We start from the raw sequence: 18495 nt of genomic DNA, 5'->3' as shown, positions 1-18495 counted from the left end.
GGATAGCTCTTTGTCTATCTCTACGTACATATTTCTATATACGCTGACTATTTTGTTTGCCTAACTCATGATTTAAATCACAAGTGTGCGGTTCACAATAATCAAAGTCATAACAAATGGCAATAACAGGAAATTTTTCTTTATATTTACGTTTATACATGAAATCACCTCTAATCTTTATTTTATTATAATCATTTAGTATATACTATGGAAAATTTTTATAAGTTTTTAAAAATATGTTGGAAAAACAACATATACTTAATATGATTTATTATATAATGATATATGAAATTTAGATGATTATTAATTGAGTATAAATTTTTTGTGATTTAGGAGAGGCTATTTAATGAATATATTTGAAATTTTAAGAGAAGAACATGATAATATCAGTAAATTTGTAGATAAATTTGAAGCTATGGCAATAGATTTGATGGAAAAAAATGAAATATTTATTGAAGAATATACAAAAGCTATAGAATTTATCCGTGTATATGCAGATAAAACTCATCATCAAAAAGAAGAAGAACTTTTATTCAAAGCTATGCTTGAAACGAAAGATGAGATGGCAAATAATTTAGTAAATCATGGTATGATTGTAGAACATAATTTAGCTAGATTATATGTATGGGAATTGGAAAATGCGTTGAAAGCGTATCAAAAAGAGCCTACAGTAAAATTAAAATTGGCGATAGTTACAAATACAATGTCTTATGTTTATTTACTTCGTAGACATATAGATAAGGAAAATAGAGTGGCTTATCCTTATGGTGAACGTTTATTATCTAAAGAAGTAATAGAAAAATTAAATGAGCAAGCAAAAAATTATATGAAATAATAAAAAAGCCTATTATGATGATTTAAAATTTATTTAAATTATTATAGTAGGTTTTTTCATTTTTTTATTGACATGAAGTTAAGTTTAACAGTTAATATATAATGTAGATAGAAGACAAAGGAGCTAGATTATGAATAATATATTGTATTTAGAATGTTATGCCGGTATTAGTGGAGATATGTTTGTAGCTTCGTTATTAGATTTAGGTGTAGATAAAGATTATTTAATGGAAAATTTACAAACATTACCACTAGATGGATATAAAATAGAAATTAGCCGTGTGAAGAAAATGGCACTTGATGCTTGTGATTTTAATGTAATTTTGGATATAGATAATCATGACCATGATATGAATTACTTACATAGTGAATATCATGAGGCTCATCACCATAATCATAGTCATGAACATCATCATCACCATGAACATCGTGGTTTAAAAGAAATCGTAGAAATAATTAATAAATCACAAATAACAGATAGAGCAAAAGAAATTGCAATAAGAATTTTTAATATTATTGCTAATGCTGAAGCAAAAGCTCATGGTGTAAGTATTGATGAAGTTCATTTCCATGAAGTAGGGGCAGTGGATTCTATTGTTGATATAGTAGCTGCTGCTGTATGTATAGATAAATTAAATATAGATAGAGTTGTTTGTCCAAAGATATATGAAGGTCAAGGCTTTGTGCGTTGTCAACATGGCCAAATTCCTATTCCTGTGCCAGCTGTAGTAAATATTGCTATAGAACATGGTTTAAGATTACATTATACACAGACAAAAGGGGAATTAATTACTCCAACAGGGGCTGCTATTATTGCAGGTATTCAAACAGAAGATAAATTGCCAGAAGAATTTATTATAAAGAAAATTGGTATAGGCGCAGGGAAAAGAAAATATGATATACCAAATGTAGTTCGTGCTATGATGATTGAAGTTAAATAAAAAAATAAGAGACTTTATAAATGATAAAAAATTTATAGAGTCTCTTTTTATTTATGAATTAAAATTTTATATTTAGATAACAAAAAAAGCCTTAGCTATTGCTAAGGCTCTGATTTCAAAGTGGTGCGTCCAGCAGGATTCGAACCTGCGACCGCACGCTTAGAAGGCGTGTGCTCTATCCAGCTGAGCTATGGGCGCGTTCCTTGAGAACATTTAATATTATATCTATATATTACGTGTTTGTCAACAACTTTTTTAAAATTTTTTTAAATTAATTTGTTAAGCTACGTACAGGTGCAGGAATACGACCACCACGAGCAATAAATGCATCAGAACTATATTCACTGCGAACTTTAATAATAGGGCAATGACCGAGTAAACCACCAAAGTTAACAGTATCGCCAACTTTTTTACCAGGAACAGGAATAACACGAACGGCAGTAGTTTTATTATTAATCATACCGATAGCAGCTTCATCTGCGATGATACCAGAGATTGTAGCAGCTGGAGTATCTCCTGCGATAGCGATCATATCAAGACCTACAGAGCAAACGCATGTCATAGCTTCTAATTTTTCAATGGAAAGACTTCCACAGCTTACAGCATCAATCATACCAGCGTCTTCACTTACTGGAATGAAAGCACCACTTAAACCACCAACGTGAGAGGAAGCCATTAAGCCACCTTTTTTTACAGCGTCATTTAATAAAGCAAGAGCTGCTGTTGTACCTGGAGCACCACAAGATTCAAGACCCATTTCTTCTAAGATATGAGCAACACTATCACCAACAGCAGGAGTTGGTGCTAAGGATAAATCGATAATACCAAATTGTACGCCAAGACGACGAGAAGCTTCTTTAGCTACTAATTGACCTACACGAGTGATTTTGAATGCAGTCTTTTTAATTGTTTCAGCAACTTGTGTAAAATCTGCACCTTTTAAATCTTCGAGAGCATGTTTTACAACACCAGGGCCACTTACGCCAACGCTTACTACTTTTTCAGCTTCACTAACACCATGGAAAGCACCAGCCATAAATGGATTATCTCCAGGAGCATTAGAGAAGATAACGAGTTTAGCACAACCAATAGCTTCACGGTCGCGAGTAAGTTCAGCAGTGCGTTTTACTACTTCGCCCATTTCACGAACGCAGTCCATATTGATACCTGCTTTTGTAGAACCTAGATTTACAGAAGAGCAAACTAAGTCTGTAGTAGCTAAAGCTTGTGGAATGGAATTGATGAGAAGTCTATCACCATTTGTATAACCTTTTTCAACAAGAGCAGAAAAACCGCCGATGAAATCAATACCAATTTCTTTAGCAGCTCTATCCATTGCTTCAGCAACAGGAACGTAAGTATCTGTCTTGCAGGCTTCAGCAGCAATAGCAATAGGAGTTACAGAAACACGTTTATTAATAATGGGAATACCATATTCACTAGAAATATCTTCACCGGTTTTTACTAAGAATTCACCAGATTTTGTGATTTTGTCATAAACATTATCACAAAATTGTTTTAAATTAGGGTGAGCACAATCACGAAGACTAAGTCCTAATGTAATCGTACGAACATCTAATTTATTTTCTGTTATCATACGATTAGTTTCTAAAATATCATTAATAGTAATCACAAAAGTTCCTCCTAAATTCTTTAGTTAATTAATAAAGAATATTTAAAATTAGCCGATTGTATGCATAGCATTGAAGATATCTTCATGTTGAGCTTTGATATCTACGTTAAGCTGAGCACCTTTTTCTTTGAGGAGTTTTTGTAAATCCTGTAATTTAATGTTTTTGTCAGTCATTTCAGCAATTAGAACCATATTGAAAAAGCCATTCATAATATTTTGGTTGATGCTGATAATATTTACTTTGTTTTCAGCAAGAACATTACTTACAGTGGCAATAATGCCTACACGGTCTTTTCCGATAACAGTTATAACGAGTTTCATTTATACTTCCCCTTATTAATTTTATAGAGTTACTAAATTATTGTAACAGTGTTATTATATCATTAATAGTAGTAGCTTGCATTAGTTTTTGCTAAAAATACATTGTACATATATAATAATATAAGTATTATTTTAGGATATTGTGTTTTTTAATGAAAATGATAAAAATTAGAGATAAGAGGAGTTTTTTATGAAAGTTTTATTGACAGCGATAAATGCAAAATATATACATTCGTCATTAGCAATTCGCTATATATACAAAAATTGTCAAGATTTATCTTGTGATATAGAGATGCTAGAAGTATCTATAAATAATCATTTAATTGATATTGCTAATCAGATATTTGATGCTAGACCAGATATATTGGGAATTTCTTGTTATATCTGGAATATTGAATTAGTGAAACAATTATTGCCACTTGTGCATAGATTATTGCCAAATTGTAAGATTATCTGTGGCGGGCCAGAAGTTTCATATGCTACAAAAGAATTTATGCAGGATTTTCCTATGGTGGATTTTGTAGTGCGTGGCGAAGGTGAAAAAGCTTTTCATGATTTATTGCAGGCTTTATTAGATGAAAAAAATAATGAAGAAATAAAAATTGCTGGCATAGCAAAGAGAAATAGTGATGATACTATTGATGAGAATATTGCAGTTACAGTAAGTGATTTAGATGAAATAATTTTCCCTTATGATGATAATGATATCGAAAATTTAAAGGATAAGATAATTTATTATGAAAGTTCAAGAGGTTGTCCTTATTCTTGTAAATATTGCCTATCTTGTGCGACTAAAGGCGTAAGATATCGCTCTTTAGATAAAGTTTTTGCCGAACTAAGTTATTTTATTAAACATAATGTTCGTCAGGTAAAATTTGTAGATAGAACTTTTAATGCAGATAAAAAGCATTATTTACCGATTTTGGAATTTATTGCTAAACAAGATTGCAGGACTAATTTCCATTTTGAAATAGTAGCTCACCATATTGATGATGAAATCAAGGCTGTACTTAAGAAAATGCCAAAGGGTAGAGTACAGTTTGAAATAGGTATTCAATCTACGAATTTAAAAACTCTAGGTCAGATAAGTAGAGCAAATCCATGGGAAGAAATGACAAATAATATAAAATCTATCATGGCTTATGGAAATATTCATCTGCATGTGGATTTGATTATTGGTCTTCCTTATGAAGATATTACTTCTTTTGCAAAATCTTTTAATGATGTGTATTTATTGCAAGCTGATATGCTTCAAGTGGGCTTTTTAAAATTATTAAAAGGTGCAGCAATGAATGATTTAATACAAGAACATGATTATGTATATATGCCACAAGCACCATATCAAGTAATAAGCAATAAATATATGGATTATGCCACTATGCGAAAATTACAGATTTTTGTAGATGTATTGGAACTGTATTATAATGCTGGCCGTTTTAAATATACGATTATTAATTTAATTAAACAGTACAATCAAGATGCCTACACATTTTTTGCTGATTTTGCTCAATATTGGCAAGCTAAAAAATTGCATTTAGCACCACATGCTCCTAAGAATTTATATGTATTTTTATATGATTTTATTAAGCAAAATTCTAAAATAAAAGATAAAGAATATATTTATAATGTATTGAAATTCGACGCTTTATTGACAGATAAAGGTAAGATAAAAATAGATATGTTGCCATGGAAAGAAGTAGATAAAAAAGTAACAGATGATTTCTATATGAGTGAGAAAGCATTAGCTTATATTAATAATTATCAATTTAAATCATGGCGCGATTTGAAAAAGAAATTTTCGATAGAAGTTTTTGCCTATGATATGAATGAAGCGAAATCATGTCAAATAAAAGCAAAAGAAAATGCAATGATTTTTGCCTATGAAGATGGTGGAGTATTTTATCAAGAAATAAAACAAGGAGATATAAATTTATAATGATATATTATGCTTTTTCCGATTATTTAAAACAGCGTTATGGCGAGAAAGTTTATAAATTGCCTATAGGTTTACCGCTTACTTGCCCTAATCGTGATGGTTCATGTGGAAAATTTGGCTGTACTTTTTGCGGTAGTATCGGTGCAGGTTATGAAAATTTGCCACCAGAATTATCTGTAACAGAGCAAATTCGCATGAATAAGGCTCATATAGTGCCTAAGTATAAGGCGAAAAAATTCATACCGTATTTTCAAAATTTCAGTAATACGTATATGCCACCAGAGCAATTAGAAAAATATGTATTAGAAGCATGTGCTAGTGATGATATAGTGGCTATTTATATAGCGACAAGACCAGATTGCATAAATGATGTTTATTTAGAAATCTTAGCTAGAATTGCTAAAGAAAAAAATATTGATATTTGTGTAGAATTAGGTTTACAAACGATAAATTATAAGACTTTAGAAAAAATAAATCGCGGTCATGGTTTGGCAGAATATATTGATGCAGTATTACGTATAAAGCGTTATGGTTTATTGTGTTGTACTCATGTAATTTTAGATTTACCATGGGATGATGATAAAGATATGATTGAAACTGCTAGAGTGATTTCTGCACTCGGCGTTGACCAGGTGAAATTACATGCACTTTATATCGTAAAAAATACAAAAATGGCTCAGCAATATGAAAATAAAGAATTTGAAATTATTTCTTGTGAACATTATAAACAAAGAGTAATTGATTTCTTAGAACATTTATCTCCAAATATTGTTTTACAGCGATTAATCGGTAGAGCACCAGCTGAAAATACTTTATTTAGTAATTGGCAGACAGGCTGGTGGAAAATTCGTGATGAAATTGTAAAAGAAATGGAAGAAAAAAATCTTTATCAAGGTCGTCTATGTAATTATTTAAATGGCAGTGCTGTACAAAAATTTTTAGTTAAAGAATGATGTAAGGATTTTGATTTTATGGAAATCATTTATAAAGATGAAAAAGATTTTACGAAAGAAAATATATTAGAATTATTTTTATCTGTTGATTAGCAATTATCAGCTAGTAATCCTGATAAATTATATACAGCATTAATTAATTTACCAACGGTATTCACTGCATGGGAGAATAATAAATTAGTAGGCTTAGCTAGAGCTTTAGATGATGGCATACTTACAGCATATATTCATTATGTATTGGTAAATCCTAAATATCAAGGTAGAGGTATTGCCAGCAATTTAGTAAAGATGATAAAAAATAAATATAAAGATTATCTTTATATTGAATTGATGCCTGATGAAAAGAAAAATGTTAGTTTTTATCAAAAATTAGGTTTTAATATAGTAAAAGAAGGCACACCTATGCAACTGTGCAATCCTGAAACTATGAAAGTTAAATTATAAATAAAAAAGCTATAATAATTTAAGGAAAAATTTCTAGTTAAATTATTATAGCTTATATTTCAATTATCGCATTTATAATCTTGCCAATTAGGTAGAGCAGTATGATTATCCACAGCTGTTTTCATAGCTTGATAATAAGCTAATTTTTTTTGAATATGCTTATAATCGTGTTGCATTTTTGCTAATTGTGCTAGAATATGATTTTTTTGATTGGTCAATAATTTTAAAATATCATCAATATGTGAAGGCTCTTGCTGTTCATATTGAAAAAATTCTTGTAGTTGAGCGATACTCATACCAGTATTTTTAAAACAGCAGATAATTTTTAAACGATTGATATGTTTTTCTAAATAAATGCGTTTGCCTGATGAATTACGAGGAATATCAGTTAAAATGCCTACTTCTTCATAATAGCGAAGCGTGGAAGCTGGCAGATTGAATTTGGCTGATACTTCACGAATTGAATATTGTTTATCCATAATAAAGCCCCTTTATCATAGTAATATCTTGACTTAAAGCGTACTTGAATTAGTATTATGATAATTATAAAAAAGATATTGACTAAAAGTAAAGGGGCGTTTTTCATGTATATAGCAGATAAAGACAGATATAATAAGTTAGAATATGCTAGATGTGGTAAAAGCGGTTTGAAATTGCCAAGAGTATCTTTAGGTCTTTGGCATAATTTTGGTGATAATAATGATTTCAAAACCATGCAAAAACTTTGTTTCACTGCTTTTGATAATGGCATAACTCATTTTGATTTGGCAAATAATTATGGCCCTCCTTATGGCAGTGCAGAAATAAATTTTGGTAGAATTTTAAAACAAGATTTGAAAAAATACCGTGATGAATTATTAATCAGTACAAAAGCTGGCTATGATATGTGGGAAGGCCCTTATGGCAACTGGGGCAGTAGAAAATATTTGATTGCTAGTTTAGACCAAAGTTTAAAACGCATGGGTCTTGAGTATGTAGATATTTTTTATCATCATCGCATGGATAAAGACACTCCACTTGAAGAAACTATGGGAGCATTAAATCAAATAGTACAAAGTGGAAAAGCTTTATATGTAGGTTTATCAAATTATGATGGTGAAACTTTAGCAAAAGCTAGTGAGATTTTAACTCAAATGCATTGTCCATTTATCATCAATCAAAATCGTTATTCTATTTTCGATAGAACTATTGAGAATAATGGCTTGAAGGAAATGGCACATAAATTAAATAAAGGTATTATAGCTTTTAGCCCATTAGCACAAGGATTATTGACAGATAGATATTTGAAAGGTATTCCTGAAGATAGTCGTATAAAAACTGATGGAAGATTTTTGAAAGCTGAAATTTTGACAGAAAAAAAATTAACACAGATTGCTAATTTAAATGAAATAGCAAAACAGCGTGGTCAAACTTTAGCTCAGATGGCATTGGCTTGGATTTTAAAAGATAACATAGTTACAAGTGTTTTGATAGGTGCATCAAAGCCAGAACAGATTTTAATGAATTTGGAAGCAATGAACAATATAGCGTTTTCTAGTGAAGAATTGAAACTTATAGATGATAATAGTTTATAAAATTTTCTATATGAGTATGGATTTACCACTGATAAATTATAGATATAAAAGGTATATTCATAGTTGAAAAATATTATAAAAAGTTGTATCATAAATATGTGTTATAGTTTAAAATGCCTATAAAAGGGTATATATATATAGAAGGGAGCTTATTTGAAAATATGAGCAAACATATGAAAACTATGGATGGTAATACTGCTGCGGCGTATATATCTTATGCATTTACAGATGTAGCAGCTATTTATCCAATTACTCCATCATCTCCAATGGCAGAAGTTGTAGATGAAATGGCAGCAAAAGGTAAGAAAAACCTTTTCGGTCAAAAAGTACGTGTTGTAGAAATGCAATCTGAAGCAGGTGCTGCTGGTACAGTACATGGTTCTCTCCAGGCTGGTGCATTAACTACTACTTATACTGCTTCTCAGGGTCTTTTATTAATGATTCCTAATATGTATAAGATTGCTGGTGAATTGCTCCCAGGTGTATTCCATGTAAGTGCTCGTGCTCTTGCAACATCTTCTCTTAATATTTTTGGTGATCAACGTGATGTTATGGCAGTTCGTCAAACTGGTTGCGCTATGCTTGCTGAAGCTAGTGTTCAAGAAGTTATGGACTTAAGTGCTATTGCTCACCTTGTAGCTATCAAAAGCCGTGTACCATTTGTAAACTTCTTTGATGGTTTTAGAACTTCTCATGAAATTCAAAAAATCGAAGTTTTAGATTATGAAGATTTAGGCAAAATGCTTGATTGGGAAGCTGTAAATAAATTCCGTCATAATGCTTTAAATCCAGATCATCCAGTAATTCGTGGTACTAGCCAAAACCCTGATATTTATTTCCAAGGTCAAGAATCTGCAAATCCTTATTATGAAGCTGTTCCACAGATGGTTGAAGATGCTATGGCTGAAATCAATAAATTAACAGGCCGTAATTATCAATTATTCAACTATTATGGTGATCCAAATGCTGATCGTGTAATCATTGCTATGGGCTCTTTATGTGATACAGCTATGGAAGTTGTTGATTACTTGAATGCAAAAGGCGAAAAAGTCGGTGTTGTATCCATTCACCTTTACAGACCATTCTCTGTAAAACATTTCTTAAATGCACTTCCAAAAACTGTTAAGAAAATTGCTGTTATGGACCGTACAAAAGAAGCTGGTTCTATCGGCGAACCTTTATATCTTGAAATTCAGTCCGCTCTTTATAATAGCGATTTACGTCCAACAATCGTTGGTGGTCGTTATGGTCTTGGTGGTAAAGATGTTACTCCAGATCAAATCTTTGCAGTTTATAATGAACTCAAAAAAGATGATCCTAAAAATGGCTTTACTATTGGTATCAATGATGATGTTTCTTTCACTTCTTTACCAGAATATCATGAAGATATCGACCTTACACCAGAAGGAACAACTGCTTGCAAATTCTGGGGCTTAGGTTCTGATGGTACTGTAGGTGCAAATAAAAGTGCTGTTAAAATCATCGGCGATAAAACAGATATGTATGCACAGGCATATTTTGCATATGACTCCAAAAAATCTGGTGGGGTAACAATGTCTCACTTGCGTTTTGGTAAAAAAACAATTATGTCTCCATATCTCATCAATAAAGCAAACTTCATTTCCTGTTCTCAACAGTCTTATGTAGATAAATATGATTTACTTGCTGGTTTAAAACCAAATGGTACATTCTTATTAAATACACTTTGGACTGATGAAGAATTAACAGAAAAACTCCCTGCATATATGAAACGTTATATTGCAGAAAACAATATTAACTTCTACACTGTAAATGCTGTTAAAATTGCTCAAGAACTCGGTCTTGGCGGTCGCTTTAACATGGTTATGCAGTCTGCATTCTTTAAACTTGCAAATATCATTCCTATTGATGAAGCTGTTAAATATCTTAAAGATGCAGTTGTTACTTCTTATGGTAAAAAAGGTCAACATATCGTTGATATGAATAATGGCGCTATCGACAAAGGTATCGAAGCTCTTCATAAAGTAGAAGTTCCAGCTTCTTGGAAAGATGCTAAAGATGCTGATGATGCAAATGCTAATATTCCTGATTTCATTAAAAATATCCAAAATCCAATGAACCGTCAAGAAGGCGATAAACTTCCTGTAAGTGCTTTCAAAGGTATTGAAGATGGTACATTCCCAGTAGGTACTGCTGCTTATGAAAAACGCGGTATTGCTATTAATGTTCCAGAATGGGATATTGATAAATGTATTCAGTGTAACCAATGCTCCTTCGTATGTCCACATGCTGCAATTCGTCCAGTACTTATGACAGATGAAGAAGTAGCTAATGCTCCAGAAACAATGAAATCCAAACCAGCTCTTGGTGCTAAAGGCTTAAATTTTGCAATCACTATTTCTGCAAAAGATTGTGCAGGTTGCGGTAACTGTGCTGATATTTGTCCAGCTCCAAAAGGTTCTGCTCTTGCTATGAAACCTATTGCAACTCAACTTGCAAAACAAGCTGAATTTGATTATGCTGTTGATGCTACAAAAGTTGCACCTAAGAAAAATCCTATGAAGAAAACTACTCTCAAAGGTAGTCAGTTCGAACAACCACTCTTAGAATTCTCCGGTGCTTGTGCTGGTTGTGGTGAAACTCCATATGTAAAACTCATTACTCAGCTCTTTGGTGATCGCATGATGGTAGCTAATGCTACAGGCTGTTCTTCTATTTGGGGCGGTTCTGCACCATCTATGCCATACACTAAAAACCATAAAGGACAAGGTCCTGCTTGGGCTAACTCCTTATTTGAAGATAACGCAGAATATGGTTTAGGTATGTTCCTTGGAACAAAAGCTGTTCGTGAAACATTATCTTCAAAAATCACTCAAGCTTTAGAAGAAGGTCTTGGTAGTGATGAACTCAAAGCTACATTTGCTGATTGGCAAGCTAACATCAATGAAGGTGAAGGCAGCCGTGAACGTGCTGAAAAATTGACTGAACTTCTTGAAGCAGAAAAAGGCGATAATGCACTCTTAAATGAAATCTATGATAAAAAAGATTTCTTTGTAAAACGTTCCCAATGGATCATTGGTGGCGACGGTTGGGGTTATGATATCGGTTATGGCGGTCTTGACCATGTACTTGCTTCTGGTGAAGATGTTAACGTATTAATTCTCGATACAGAAGTTTACTCAAATACTGGTGGACAGTCCTCTAAAGCTACTCCAGCTGCTGCTATTGCTCAATTTGCCGCTACTGGTAAACGTACTAAGAAAAAAGATATCGGCATGATGGCAATGAGCTATGGCTATGTATATGTAGCACAGATTGCTATGGGTTACGATAAAAACCAAACTTTAAAAGCTATTGCTGAAGCAGAAGCTTATAAAGGACCATCTCTTATCATTGCATATGCTCCATGTATCAACCATGGTTTACGTGCAGGTATGGGCAAGAGCCAACTTGAAACTAAACGTGCTGTTGAAGCTGGTTACTGGGCTACTTATCGTTATAATCCTGAATTACGTGGCACAGATAAAAATCCATTTAGCTTAGACTCTAAAGAACCAACAGGAAACTTCCAAGAATTTATTCAAGGTGAAGTTCGTTATACATCCTTAAAACGTGCATTCCCTGAAATTGCAGATGAATTATTTGCAAAAACAGAAAAAGATGCAAAAGAACGTCTTGAAGGATATAAAAAATTAGCAGGTAAATAATTTTTCGTGCTGATAAAATAAAACTGACGCTATTTATTAGCGTCAGTTTTTTATTGCATGAATTAAGTTTTTTTTATATGATATAAAAGGATTAATTAAATAGTTAAGCATAGGAATACATTATATAAGAAAGGAATGAATGTTTTGAAAAAATTATTATTAGTAGCAATTTGTATTTTATCCATGCTATGCATAGCTTGTGGTTCAACTACAGATGAAAAAGAAGTAGCAGATAATACAAAAACAGAAACTTTAAAAATTGGATTAATGCCAGACATTGATTCCATACCATTTATTATTGCTCAAGAAAAAGGTTATTTTAAAGAAGAAGGTGTAGACGTAGAGTTACAGTATTTTAAAAGTGCTATGGATAGAGAAAGTGCCCTTCAAAGTGGCAATTTAGATGGTGGCGTATCTGATATGTTAGCAGCAGGATTTGCTAAAGCTGGAGGATTTGATGTAAAAATAACTTCTTCTACTAATGGCAATTACTGTTTGATTGCAGGTACTGGCAATACTGCTAAATCTTTAGCGGAAATGAAAGGTCAGAATATATCCGTATCTAAAAATACTATTATTGAATTTGTTTTAGATGAAATGCTTGCACAAAACAATATGACTGAAGCAGATATCAATAAAACAGTAATTCCACAGATACCTACAAGATTAGAAATGTTACAAAATGGTAAATTAGATGGTGCAGTACTTCCTGAACCTATGGGCAGTATCGCTATAAAAAATGGCAGTTATTTAGTAAATTCTTCTGAAGCTATGAAAATAAATCCAGGCGTAATGGTATTTACAAATGATAGCGTAGAAAATAAAAAAGAAGCTATAAAAGCTATGTATAGAGCTTATGATAAAGCTATAGAATATCTAAATTCTACTCCTCAAGAAGAATACATGGATTTAGTTATTGAAACAGCAGGATTACCACCAGCAACTAAAGATGCTTTAGTTATGCCAAAATATATGAAAGCTGCATTACCAGAAAAATCTGATTGGGATAAATCTATAAATTGGCTCAATAAAAAAGAATTAGTAACTGAAAAATATAATTATGAAGATATAGTAAGTGATATTTTAACGAAATGATTACCGTAGATAGACTTTATGTAAGATATGATGATACAAATATATTAGAAGATATTAATTTAAATTTGCCAACAGGGATAACTTGTGCAGTGATTGGCCCTTCTGGTTGTGGGAAATCTACCTTATTGAATGTTTTGGCAGGACTACAAAAAAATTATCAGGGTTTAGTGCAAATAAATGGAGAAAATCCTTCCCCTAAAAAACAAACTATAGGTTTTATTCCTCAAAATTATGGATTATTGCCATGGCTTACTGTAAAAGAAAATATTTTATTAGGTTTAAAAATAAAAAAAGAAGCTAAACAAGGTTTGCCTCGAAATTTAGTAGATAATTTAGGATTAAGTAATTTACTAAATCGTTATCCTAATAATTTAAGTGGTGGTCAACAACAACGCGTAAGTTTAGCTAGGGCTTTTGCTTTAAAAGCTGATTTATTATTAATGGATGAACCTTTTTCTGCTTTAGATGCTATTACAAGGGAAGAAATGCAAGATGTATTCATTGATTTATGGCAGAAGCAGAAAGTTTCTACTATATTAGTTACGCATTATGTAGAAGAAGCTTTATATTTAGGGCAAAAAATAATAGTGATGACTAGTGCACCTGGAGGTATCTATAAAATAATCGATAATCCTTTATTTAGTGATAAGAATTTTCGTGATAGAGAAATCTTTAGTTCACTAAGTAAAGAAATAAGAAATTATTTAAAGAAAGCAGGTAGTAAAAATGAAAGATAAATCATGGCATTTTTATTTACCTGCAATGATATTATTGCTTATTTTATGGTATGTTATATCTATAATCGTACATTTGCCAATTATTCCTTCGCCTGTTTTGGTAATGGAAAGATTGGGCAATATTTTTACACAAACAATAGCTATTCATGCACTATATAGTCTTTGGCGAATTATAGCAGGAGTATTTTTAGCTATAATAACTGGTGTACCAATAGCAGTGATGATGGGATATTATAAAAAATGTGATAAGATTTTAGCTCCTATTGTTTATCTGACATATCCTATTCCTAAGATTGCATTATTGCCTATCTTGATGCTTTTAGCTGGTATTGGAGAATTACCAAAAGTTATTATGATATTTTTGATTGTGATTTTTCAAGTGTTAGTTGCTATTCGCGATAGTATAAAAACTATACCAAAAGAAATGTTTTTTCCTTTATATAGTTTAGGTGCATCTTTTAGACAAATTTTCTTAAATATACTATGGCCAGATGTATTACCAAATTTTATTACATCTTTACGTGTAGCAATGGGGACAGCTATATCAGTATTGTTTTTTACAGAGACATTTGGCACTAAATATGGTATGGGATATTTTATAATGGATTCGTGGCTTCGTGTAAATTATCTAGATATGTACGCAGGTATTGTAGTTTTAAGTTTAATAGGTCTATTTTTGTTTGGTTTTTTGGACTTAGTAGAAAATTATTTTTGCAAATGGAAGAAAAAAGTATAAGAAGATATGGTTCTAGTAGCGATATTAGAACCATATCTTTTTTGTAATTAATTTTAATTTTTTATATAATTTTTTGAAAATTGTATATTGACTTTATATAGGGAGATGGGTATAATTAAACCATAACAAGATTGTAAATTTGTTGATGTAAACGTTTGTTTTTTGTATTTATGTTGAGATTTTTATTAAATTCTAGCTTGTTATATAAAATTTTTTGAGAAATATATATTGACTTTAAGTGATGAGAATAATATAATGAAGCTGAGTTAAATGAAAATTTGTAAAAATAAAAACAAACATTTGTTCGAGAACTTTAAGATATGTATAAAATAAGTTCGTATTTTGACAAAACGTGTAAACGTTTTCCATTTTCAATTTTATGAAATTGAATTTTCTAAAAAATCATATGGTTTTATTTATTGATATAATATTGCATTTATAAATAAAAAATATGGTATTTTGAAATATTAACTCGTTATCAATTTCATATTGATAATAAAATAAATGAGTAGGTGATTTTTAATGAAGGAAAACACAGTAATCACGGTTAGTAGACAGTATGGTTGCGGTGGTCGTGAATTAGCTAAAATTTTAGCTAAAAAGCTAAATGTAAAGTTATATGATAGACAAATTGTTCATATAGCAGCAGCTAAATTAGGTATCAATGATTTATCTGAACAGGATTTATTAGAATTAGAAAATACTGTTCATCCATTGACATTGACATTCATGCCATTCCATTCTTTCGGTACTCGCATGGGCGAATCCAGCAGAGGTATGTTCTTATCTGAAGCTAGTGTAGTAAGAAAACTTGCTAACGATGGAGCATGTGTTATCTTAGGTCGTTGTGCTGATTATGTATTAGAAGATATGCCAAATCATTTCTCCATTTTCGTTTGTGCAGACGATGAATATAGAGAAAAAAGAGGTAAAGAAGTTTACGAAGGTAAAACTTTAAAAGAATTAAACGAAGAAAATGAAAAAAGAGCTAGATACTACAATTATTATACAGGTAAAAAATGGGGCGAAGCTTCTAACTATGATTTAATTGTAAATACTAGCAATGCATCTTTAGACAAAATAGCAGATGCTATCATTGAATATATTAATAAAGTTCAAGAATAAAAGAACTAAAGAATATAGAAGGGTAACAGCATAGATGCTGTTATCTACATAAGTTTTGTTAATAATTTTTTTATTAAATATTTATAATTTTATTTAGGAGGACTTATAAATGTCAGGTAATAATGGTAATAAACTTATGCAACGCATATCATATGCTTGTGGTACTTTCGGACATGATATCTTCTATATGATGGTTAGCACATACTTTATCATGTTCATCACAAGTAATCTTTTCAACACAGAAGATCCAAGTCATAATGAATATATGATCGGTATCATCATGACAGTAATCCTTGTAATTCGTGTAGCAGAACTTTTCATTGACCCATTCATTGGTAACACTATCGATAAAACAAACACTAGATGGGGTAGATTTAAACCATGGGTTATTGTTGGTGGTTTCGTAGCAGCTTTAAGCTTAGCAATTTTGTTCACTGACTTAGGTGGTTTAACAACATCTAATCCATTACTCTACTTAATTATCTTTGCTATTTTATACTTAGTAATGGATATCTTCTATTCAGCAAAAGACGTTGCTATTTGGTCTATGGTTCCAGCAATGTCCTTCGACTCTAAAGAACGTGAAATTACAGCAACATTTGCTCGTATTGGTTCCGTATTTGGTGCTCAGCTCGTAACAGTAATGGTTATTCCTATCGTATTATTCTTCTCCAAAGACGCTAACGGCGGTGTTGGTGATGCTAATGGTTGGTTAGCTTTTGCTTTAATCGGTGGCGGTGTATCCTTATTAGGTGCTGTTATCCTTGGTCTTGGTACAAAAGAACAAGCTTCCGCTCTTCGTGAAAACAAAAAAGAAACAACTTTCAAAGAAGTATTCTCTATCTTAGGTAAAAATGACCAGTTAATGTGGATCGCTATTACATTCCTTATCTTCTGCTTCGGTCAGGACTTAGTAAACTCCTTTCAGATGTACTATTTCGCTTACATTTTAGGTGATTCCACTTATTTATCCTTCTTAGGTATTATCAACGTTATCATTGGTTTATTAGCAGTTGCTTTATTCCCTATATTAACAACTAAATTCAAAAGAAGAAACTTATTCTTCTATTCTGTCGTAATCATGATCATTGCATTGATCATCTATGCTTTCGCTGGTACAAACTCTGTATTAGTATTAATCGCAGCTGGTTTATTCAACTTACCACAGCCACTTATATTCTTAGTAGTATTAATGACAATCACAGATACTGTTGAATATGGTCAGTTAAAAATTGGTCACCGTGATGAATCCCTTATTCTTTCCATCAGACCATTAGTTAACAAATTATCCGGTGCTGTAACAAGTGCTATCGTTGGTTTCACAGCTGTTTGGGTTGGTATGTCTGGTAAAGCTACAGCTGATAGCATTACTGATAGCAATAAAATGATGTTCGAATTAATCATGTTTGCTGTGCCAATCGTATTCATGCTCATCGCAACATTACTTTACAAAACAAAAGTTACTCTTACTGAAGAAAAACATGCTGAAATCGTTAAAGAACTTGAACGTACTTGGAAAGATATCAGTAAATAATATATAAATATGAAGATAAAAGAACTGTACTAAATTTTAGTACAGTTCTTTTTTTATAATTTTACATAATATACAACATTTAAACAAATTTTAGCAACATAAAACATTGCTATTGGTAACGATATAAAATATAATAATAACAAAGCTTTTAGATAGAAATGTACATTTCAGGTTAATTGTAAACGTTTTCGAAATAAAAATTTTCGAAAAAATCATATACTTTTATTTATTATTATATATTTGATAAGTTGAGCATTTTCTTATTTATTATATTTTAATATTAAAGAGAGGGATTTAATGTGAACTCAAATACAGTAATTACAATAAGTAGACAGTATGGTTGCGGTGGTCGTGAATTAGCTGAAATTTTAGCTAAAAAATTAAATGTAAAATTGTACGATAGACAAATTGTACATATCGCAGCAGCTAAATTAGGTATTAATGATTTATCTGAACAAGATTTATTGGATTTAGAAAATACTGTTCATCCATTGACATTGACATTCATGCCATTCCATTCTTTTGGTACTCGCATGGGTGAATCTAGTAGAGGCATGTTCTTATCTGAAGCTAGTGTAGTAAGAAAACTTGCTAATGATGGACCATGTGTTATCTTAGGTCGTTGCGCTGATTATGTATTAGAAGATATGCCAAATCATTTCTCTATCTTTGTTTGTGCAAATGATGAATATAGAGAAAAAAGAGGTAAAGAAGTTTACGAAGGTAAAACTTTAAAAGAATTGGACGCAGAAAACGAAAAAAGAGCTAGATATTACAATTATTACACAGGTAAAAAATGGGGCGAAGCTTCTAACTATGATTTAATTGTAAATACTAGCAATGCTTCTTTAGATAAAATAGCTGATGCTATCATCGAATATATTAACACAGTTAAATAATTTTAGTGTAGTCATTAAATTTTTAATAACATAATGGGAGGCCTTTA

At 31.4% G+C, this 18495-nt stretch carries 17 protein-coding genes and 1 tRNA gene; 13 read left to right on the top strand and 5 right to left on the bottom strand.

Going from position 1 to position 18495, the window contains the following annotated elements; genetic code table 11:
* Window positions 1-34: 34 nt before the first annotated feature.
* Window positions 35-160 (bottom strand): hypothetical protein, encoded by a 126-nt coding sequence (locus BMX03_RS11300; RefSeq protein WP_255361383.1) that lies wholly within the window; start codon window positions 158-160, stop codon window positions 35-37.
* A 186-nt stretch (window positions 161-346) separates the two neighbouring features.
* Between BMX03_RS11300 and BMX03_RS01260 the strand changes: the two genes are divergently transcribed.
* Together BMX03_RS01260 and BMX03_RS01255 are read left to right on the top strand one after the other, a co-directional pair.
* Window positions 347-835 (top strand): hemerythrin domain-containing protein, encoded by a 489-nt coding sequence (locus BMX03_RS01260; protein ID WP_075554584.1) that lies wholly within the window; start codon window positions 347-349, stop codon window positions 833-835.
* Window positions 836-965: 130 nt separating this feature from the next.
* On the top strand, window positions 966-1775 hold the full coding sequence (locus tag BMX03_RS01255) for a nickel pincer cofactor biosynthesis protein LarC (protein ID WP_022228678.1): 810 nt from the start codon (window positions 966-968) through the stop codon (window positions 1773-1775).
* Between the two features lie 121 nt (window positions 1776-1896).
* On the opposite strand, the gene BMX03_RS01250 is transcribed toward BMX03_RS01255, so the two are convergent.
* The 3 genes from BMX03_RS01250 to BMX03_RS01240 all read right to left on the bottom strand — a co-directional run bounded on the left by BMX03_RS01250 (window position 1897) and on the right by BMX03_RS01240 (window position 3729).
* Window positions 1897-1973: transfer RNA gene (locus BMX03_RS01250), tRNA-Arg, on the bottom strand.
* A 73-nt stretch (window positions 1974-2046) separates the two neighbouring features.
* The gene (locus BMX03_RS01245; protein ID WP_091693314.1) at window positions 2047-3408 is read right to left on the bottom strand and encodes a PFL family protein; all 1362 of its coding nucleotides are present in this window, start codon (window positions 3406-3408) and stop codon (window positions 2047-2049) included.
* 48 nt (window positions 3409-3456) lie between these two features.
* Complete coding sequence (locus tag BMX03_RS01240) at window positions 3457-3729, bottom strand: ACT domain-containing protein (RefSeq protein ID WP_008538176.1); 273 nt, start codon at window positions 3727-3729, stop codon at window positions 3457-3459.
* A 190-nt stretch (window positions 3730-3919) separates the two neighbouring features.
* On the opposite strand from BMX03_RS01240, the gene BMX03_RS01235 reads away from it, so the two are divergent.
* The 3 genes from BMX03_RS01235 to BMX03_RS01225 all read left to right on the top strand — a co-directional run bounded on the left by BMX03_RS01235 (window position 3920) and on the right by BMX03_RS01225 (window position 7062).
* On the top strand, window positions 3920-5665 hold the full coding sequence (locus BMX03_RS01235) for a B12-binding domain-containing radical SAM protein (RefSeq protein ID WP_075554583.1): 1746 nt from the start codon (window positions 3920-3922) through the stop codon (window positions 5663-5665).
* Window positions 5665-6618, top strand: coding sequence for a tRNA modification radical SAM protein MnmL/YtqA (locus tag BMX03_RS01230; protein ID WP_008538173.1), 954 nt, complete (start codon window positions 5665-5667; stop codon window positions 6616-6618). Before BMX03_RS01235 ends, BMX03_RS01230 begins: the two co-directional genes overlap by 1 nt.
* A 135-nt stretch (window positions 6619-6753) precedes the next feature.
* Complete coding sequence (locus BMX03_RS01225) at window positions 6754-7062, top strand: GNAT family N-acetyltransferase (RefSeq protein ID WP_255361385.1); 309 nt, start codon at window positions 6754-6756, stop codon at window positions 7060-7062.
* Between the two features lie 59 nt (window positions 7063-7121).
* Here the strand turns inward: BMX03_RS01225 and BMX03_RS01220 are convergent, their stop codons facing one another.
* Window positions 7122-7541, bottom strand: a complete 420-nt coding sequence (locus BMX03_RS01220) for a MerR family transcriptional regulator (protein ID WP_022228675.1) — start codon at window positions 7539-7541, stop codon at window positions 7122-7124.
* A 105-nt stretch (window positions 7542-7646) separates the two neighbouring features.
* Here BMX03_RS01220 and mgrA point away from each other — a divergent pair, with 105 nt between their 5' ends.
* The 8 genes from mgrA to BMX03_RS01180 all read left to right on the top strand — a co-directional run bounded on the left by mgrA (window position 7647) and on the right by BMX03_RS01180 (window position 18448).
* Window positions 7647-8636: an L-glyceraldehyde 3-phosphate reductase gene (gene mgrA / locus BMX03_RS01215; protein ID WP_091693311.1), complete on the top strand. Its 990-nt coding sequence runs from the start codon at window positions 7647-7649 to the stop codon at window positions 8634-8636.
* Between the two features lie 161 nt (window positions 8637-8797).
* A complete protein-coding gene (gene nifJ / locus BMX03_RS01210; protein ID WP_091693308.1) occupies window positions 8798-12322 on the top strand; it encodes a pyruvate:ferredoxin (flavodoxin) oxidoreductase in 3525 nt (1174 codons plus the stop codon).
* Window positions 12323-12466: 144 nt separating this feature from the next.
* Window positions 12467-13417: an ABC transporter substrate-binding protein gene (locus BMX03_RS01205; protein ID WP_022228673.1), complete on the top strand. Its 951-nt coding sequence runs from the start codon at window positions 12467-12469 to the stop codon at window positions 13415-13417.
* A complete protein-coding gene (locus BMX03_RS01200) occupies window positions 13414-14154 on the top strand; it encodes an ABC transporter ATP-binding protein (RefSeq protein ID WP_022228672.1) in 741 nt (246 codons plus the stop codon). Before BMX03_RS01205 ends, BMX03_RS01200 begins: the two co-directional genes overlap by 4 nt.
* Window positions 14144-14890, top strand: a complete 747-nt coding sequence (locus BMX03_RS01195) for an ABC transporter permease (RefSeq protein WP_091693302.1) — start codon at window positions 14144-14146, stop codon at window positions 14888-14890. Before BMX03_RS01200 ends, BMX03_RS01195 begins: the two co-directional genes overlap by 11 nt.
* 522 nt (window positions 14891-15412) lie before the next feature.
* Window positions 15413-16015, top strand: coding sequence for a cytidylate kinase-like family protein (locus BMX03_RS01190; RefSeq protein ID WP_015562438.1), 603 nt, complete (start codon window positions 15413-15415; stop codon window positions 16013-16015).
* A gap of 109 nt (window positions 16016-16124) precedes the next feature.
* Window positions 16125-17549: a glycoside-pentoside-hexuronide (GPH):cation symporter gene (locus tag BMX03_RS01185; protein WP_091693299.1), complete on the top strand. Its 1425-nt coding sequence runs from the start codon at window positions 16125-16127 to the stop codon at window positions 17547-17549.
* Between the two features lie 299 nt (window positions 17550-17848).
* Entirely contained in the window at window positions 17849-18448 is a 600-nt protein-coding gene (locus BMX03_RS01180) for a cytidylate kinase-like family protein (protein ID WP_022228669.1), read from the top strand.
* Window positions 18449-18495 lie beyond the last annotated feature (47 nt).

Source organism: Megamonas sp. Calf98-2 (genome assembly GCF_900110235.1).
Classification (GTDB): domain Bacteria; phylum Bacillota; class Negativicutes; order Selenomonadales; family Selenomonadaceae; genus Megamonas; species Megamonas funiformis.
The sequence above is the reverse complement of the archived record's forward strand: the minus strand, read 5'-3'. Positions and strand labels throughout refer to the sequence as shown.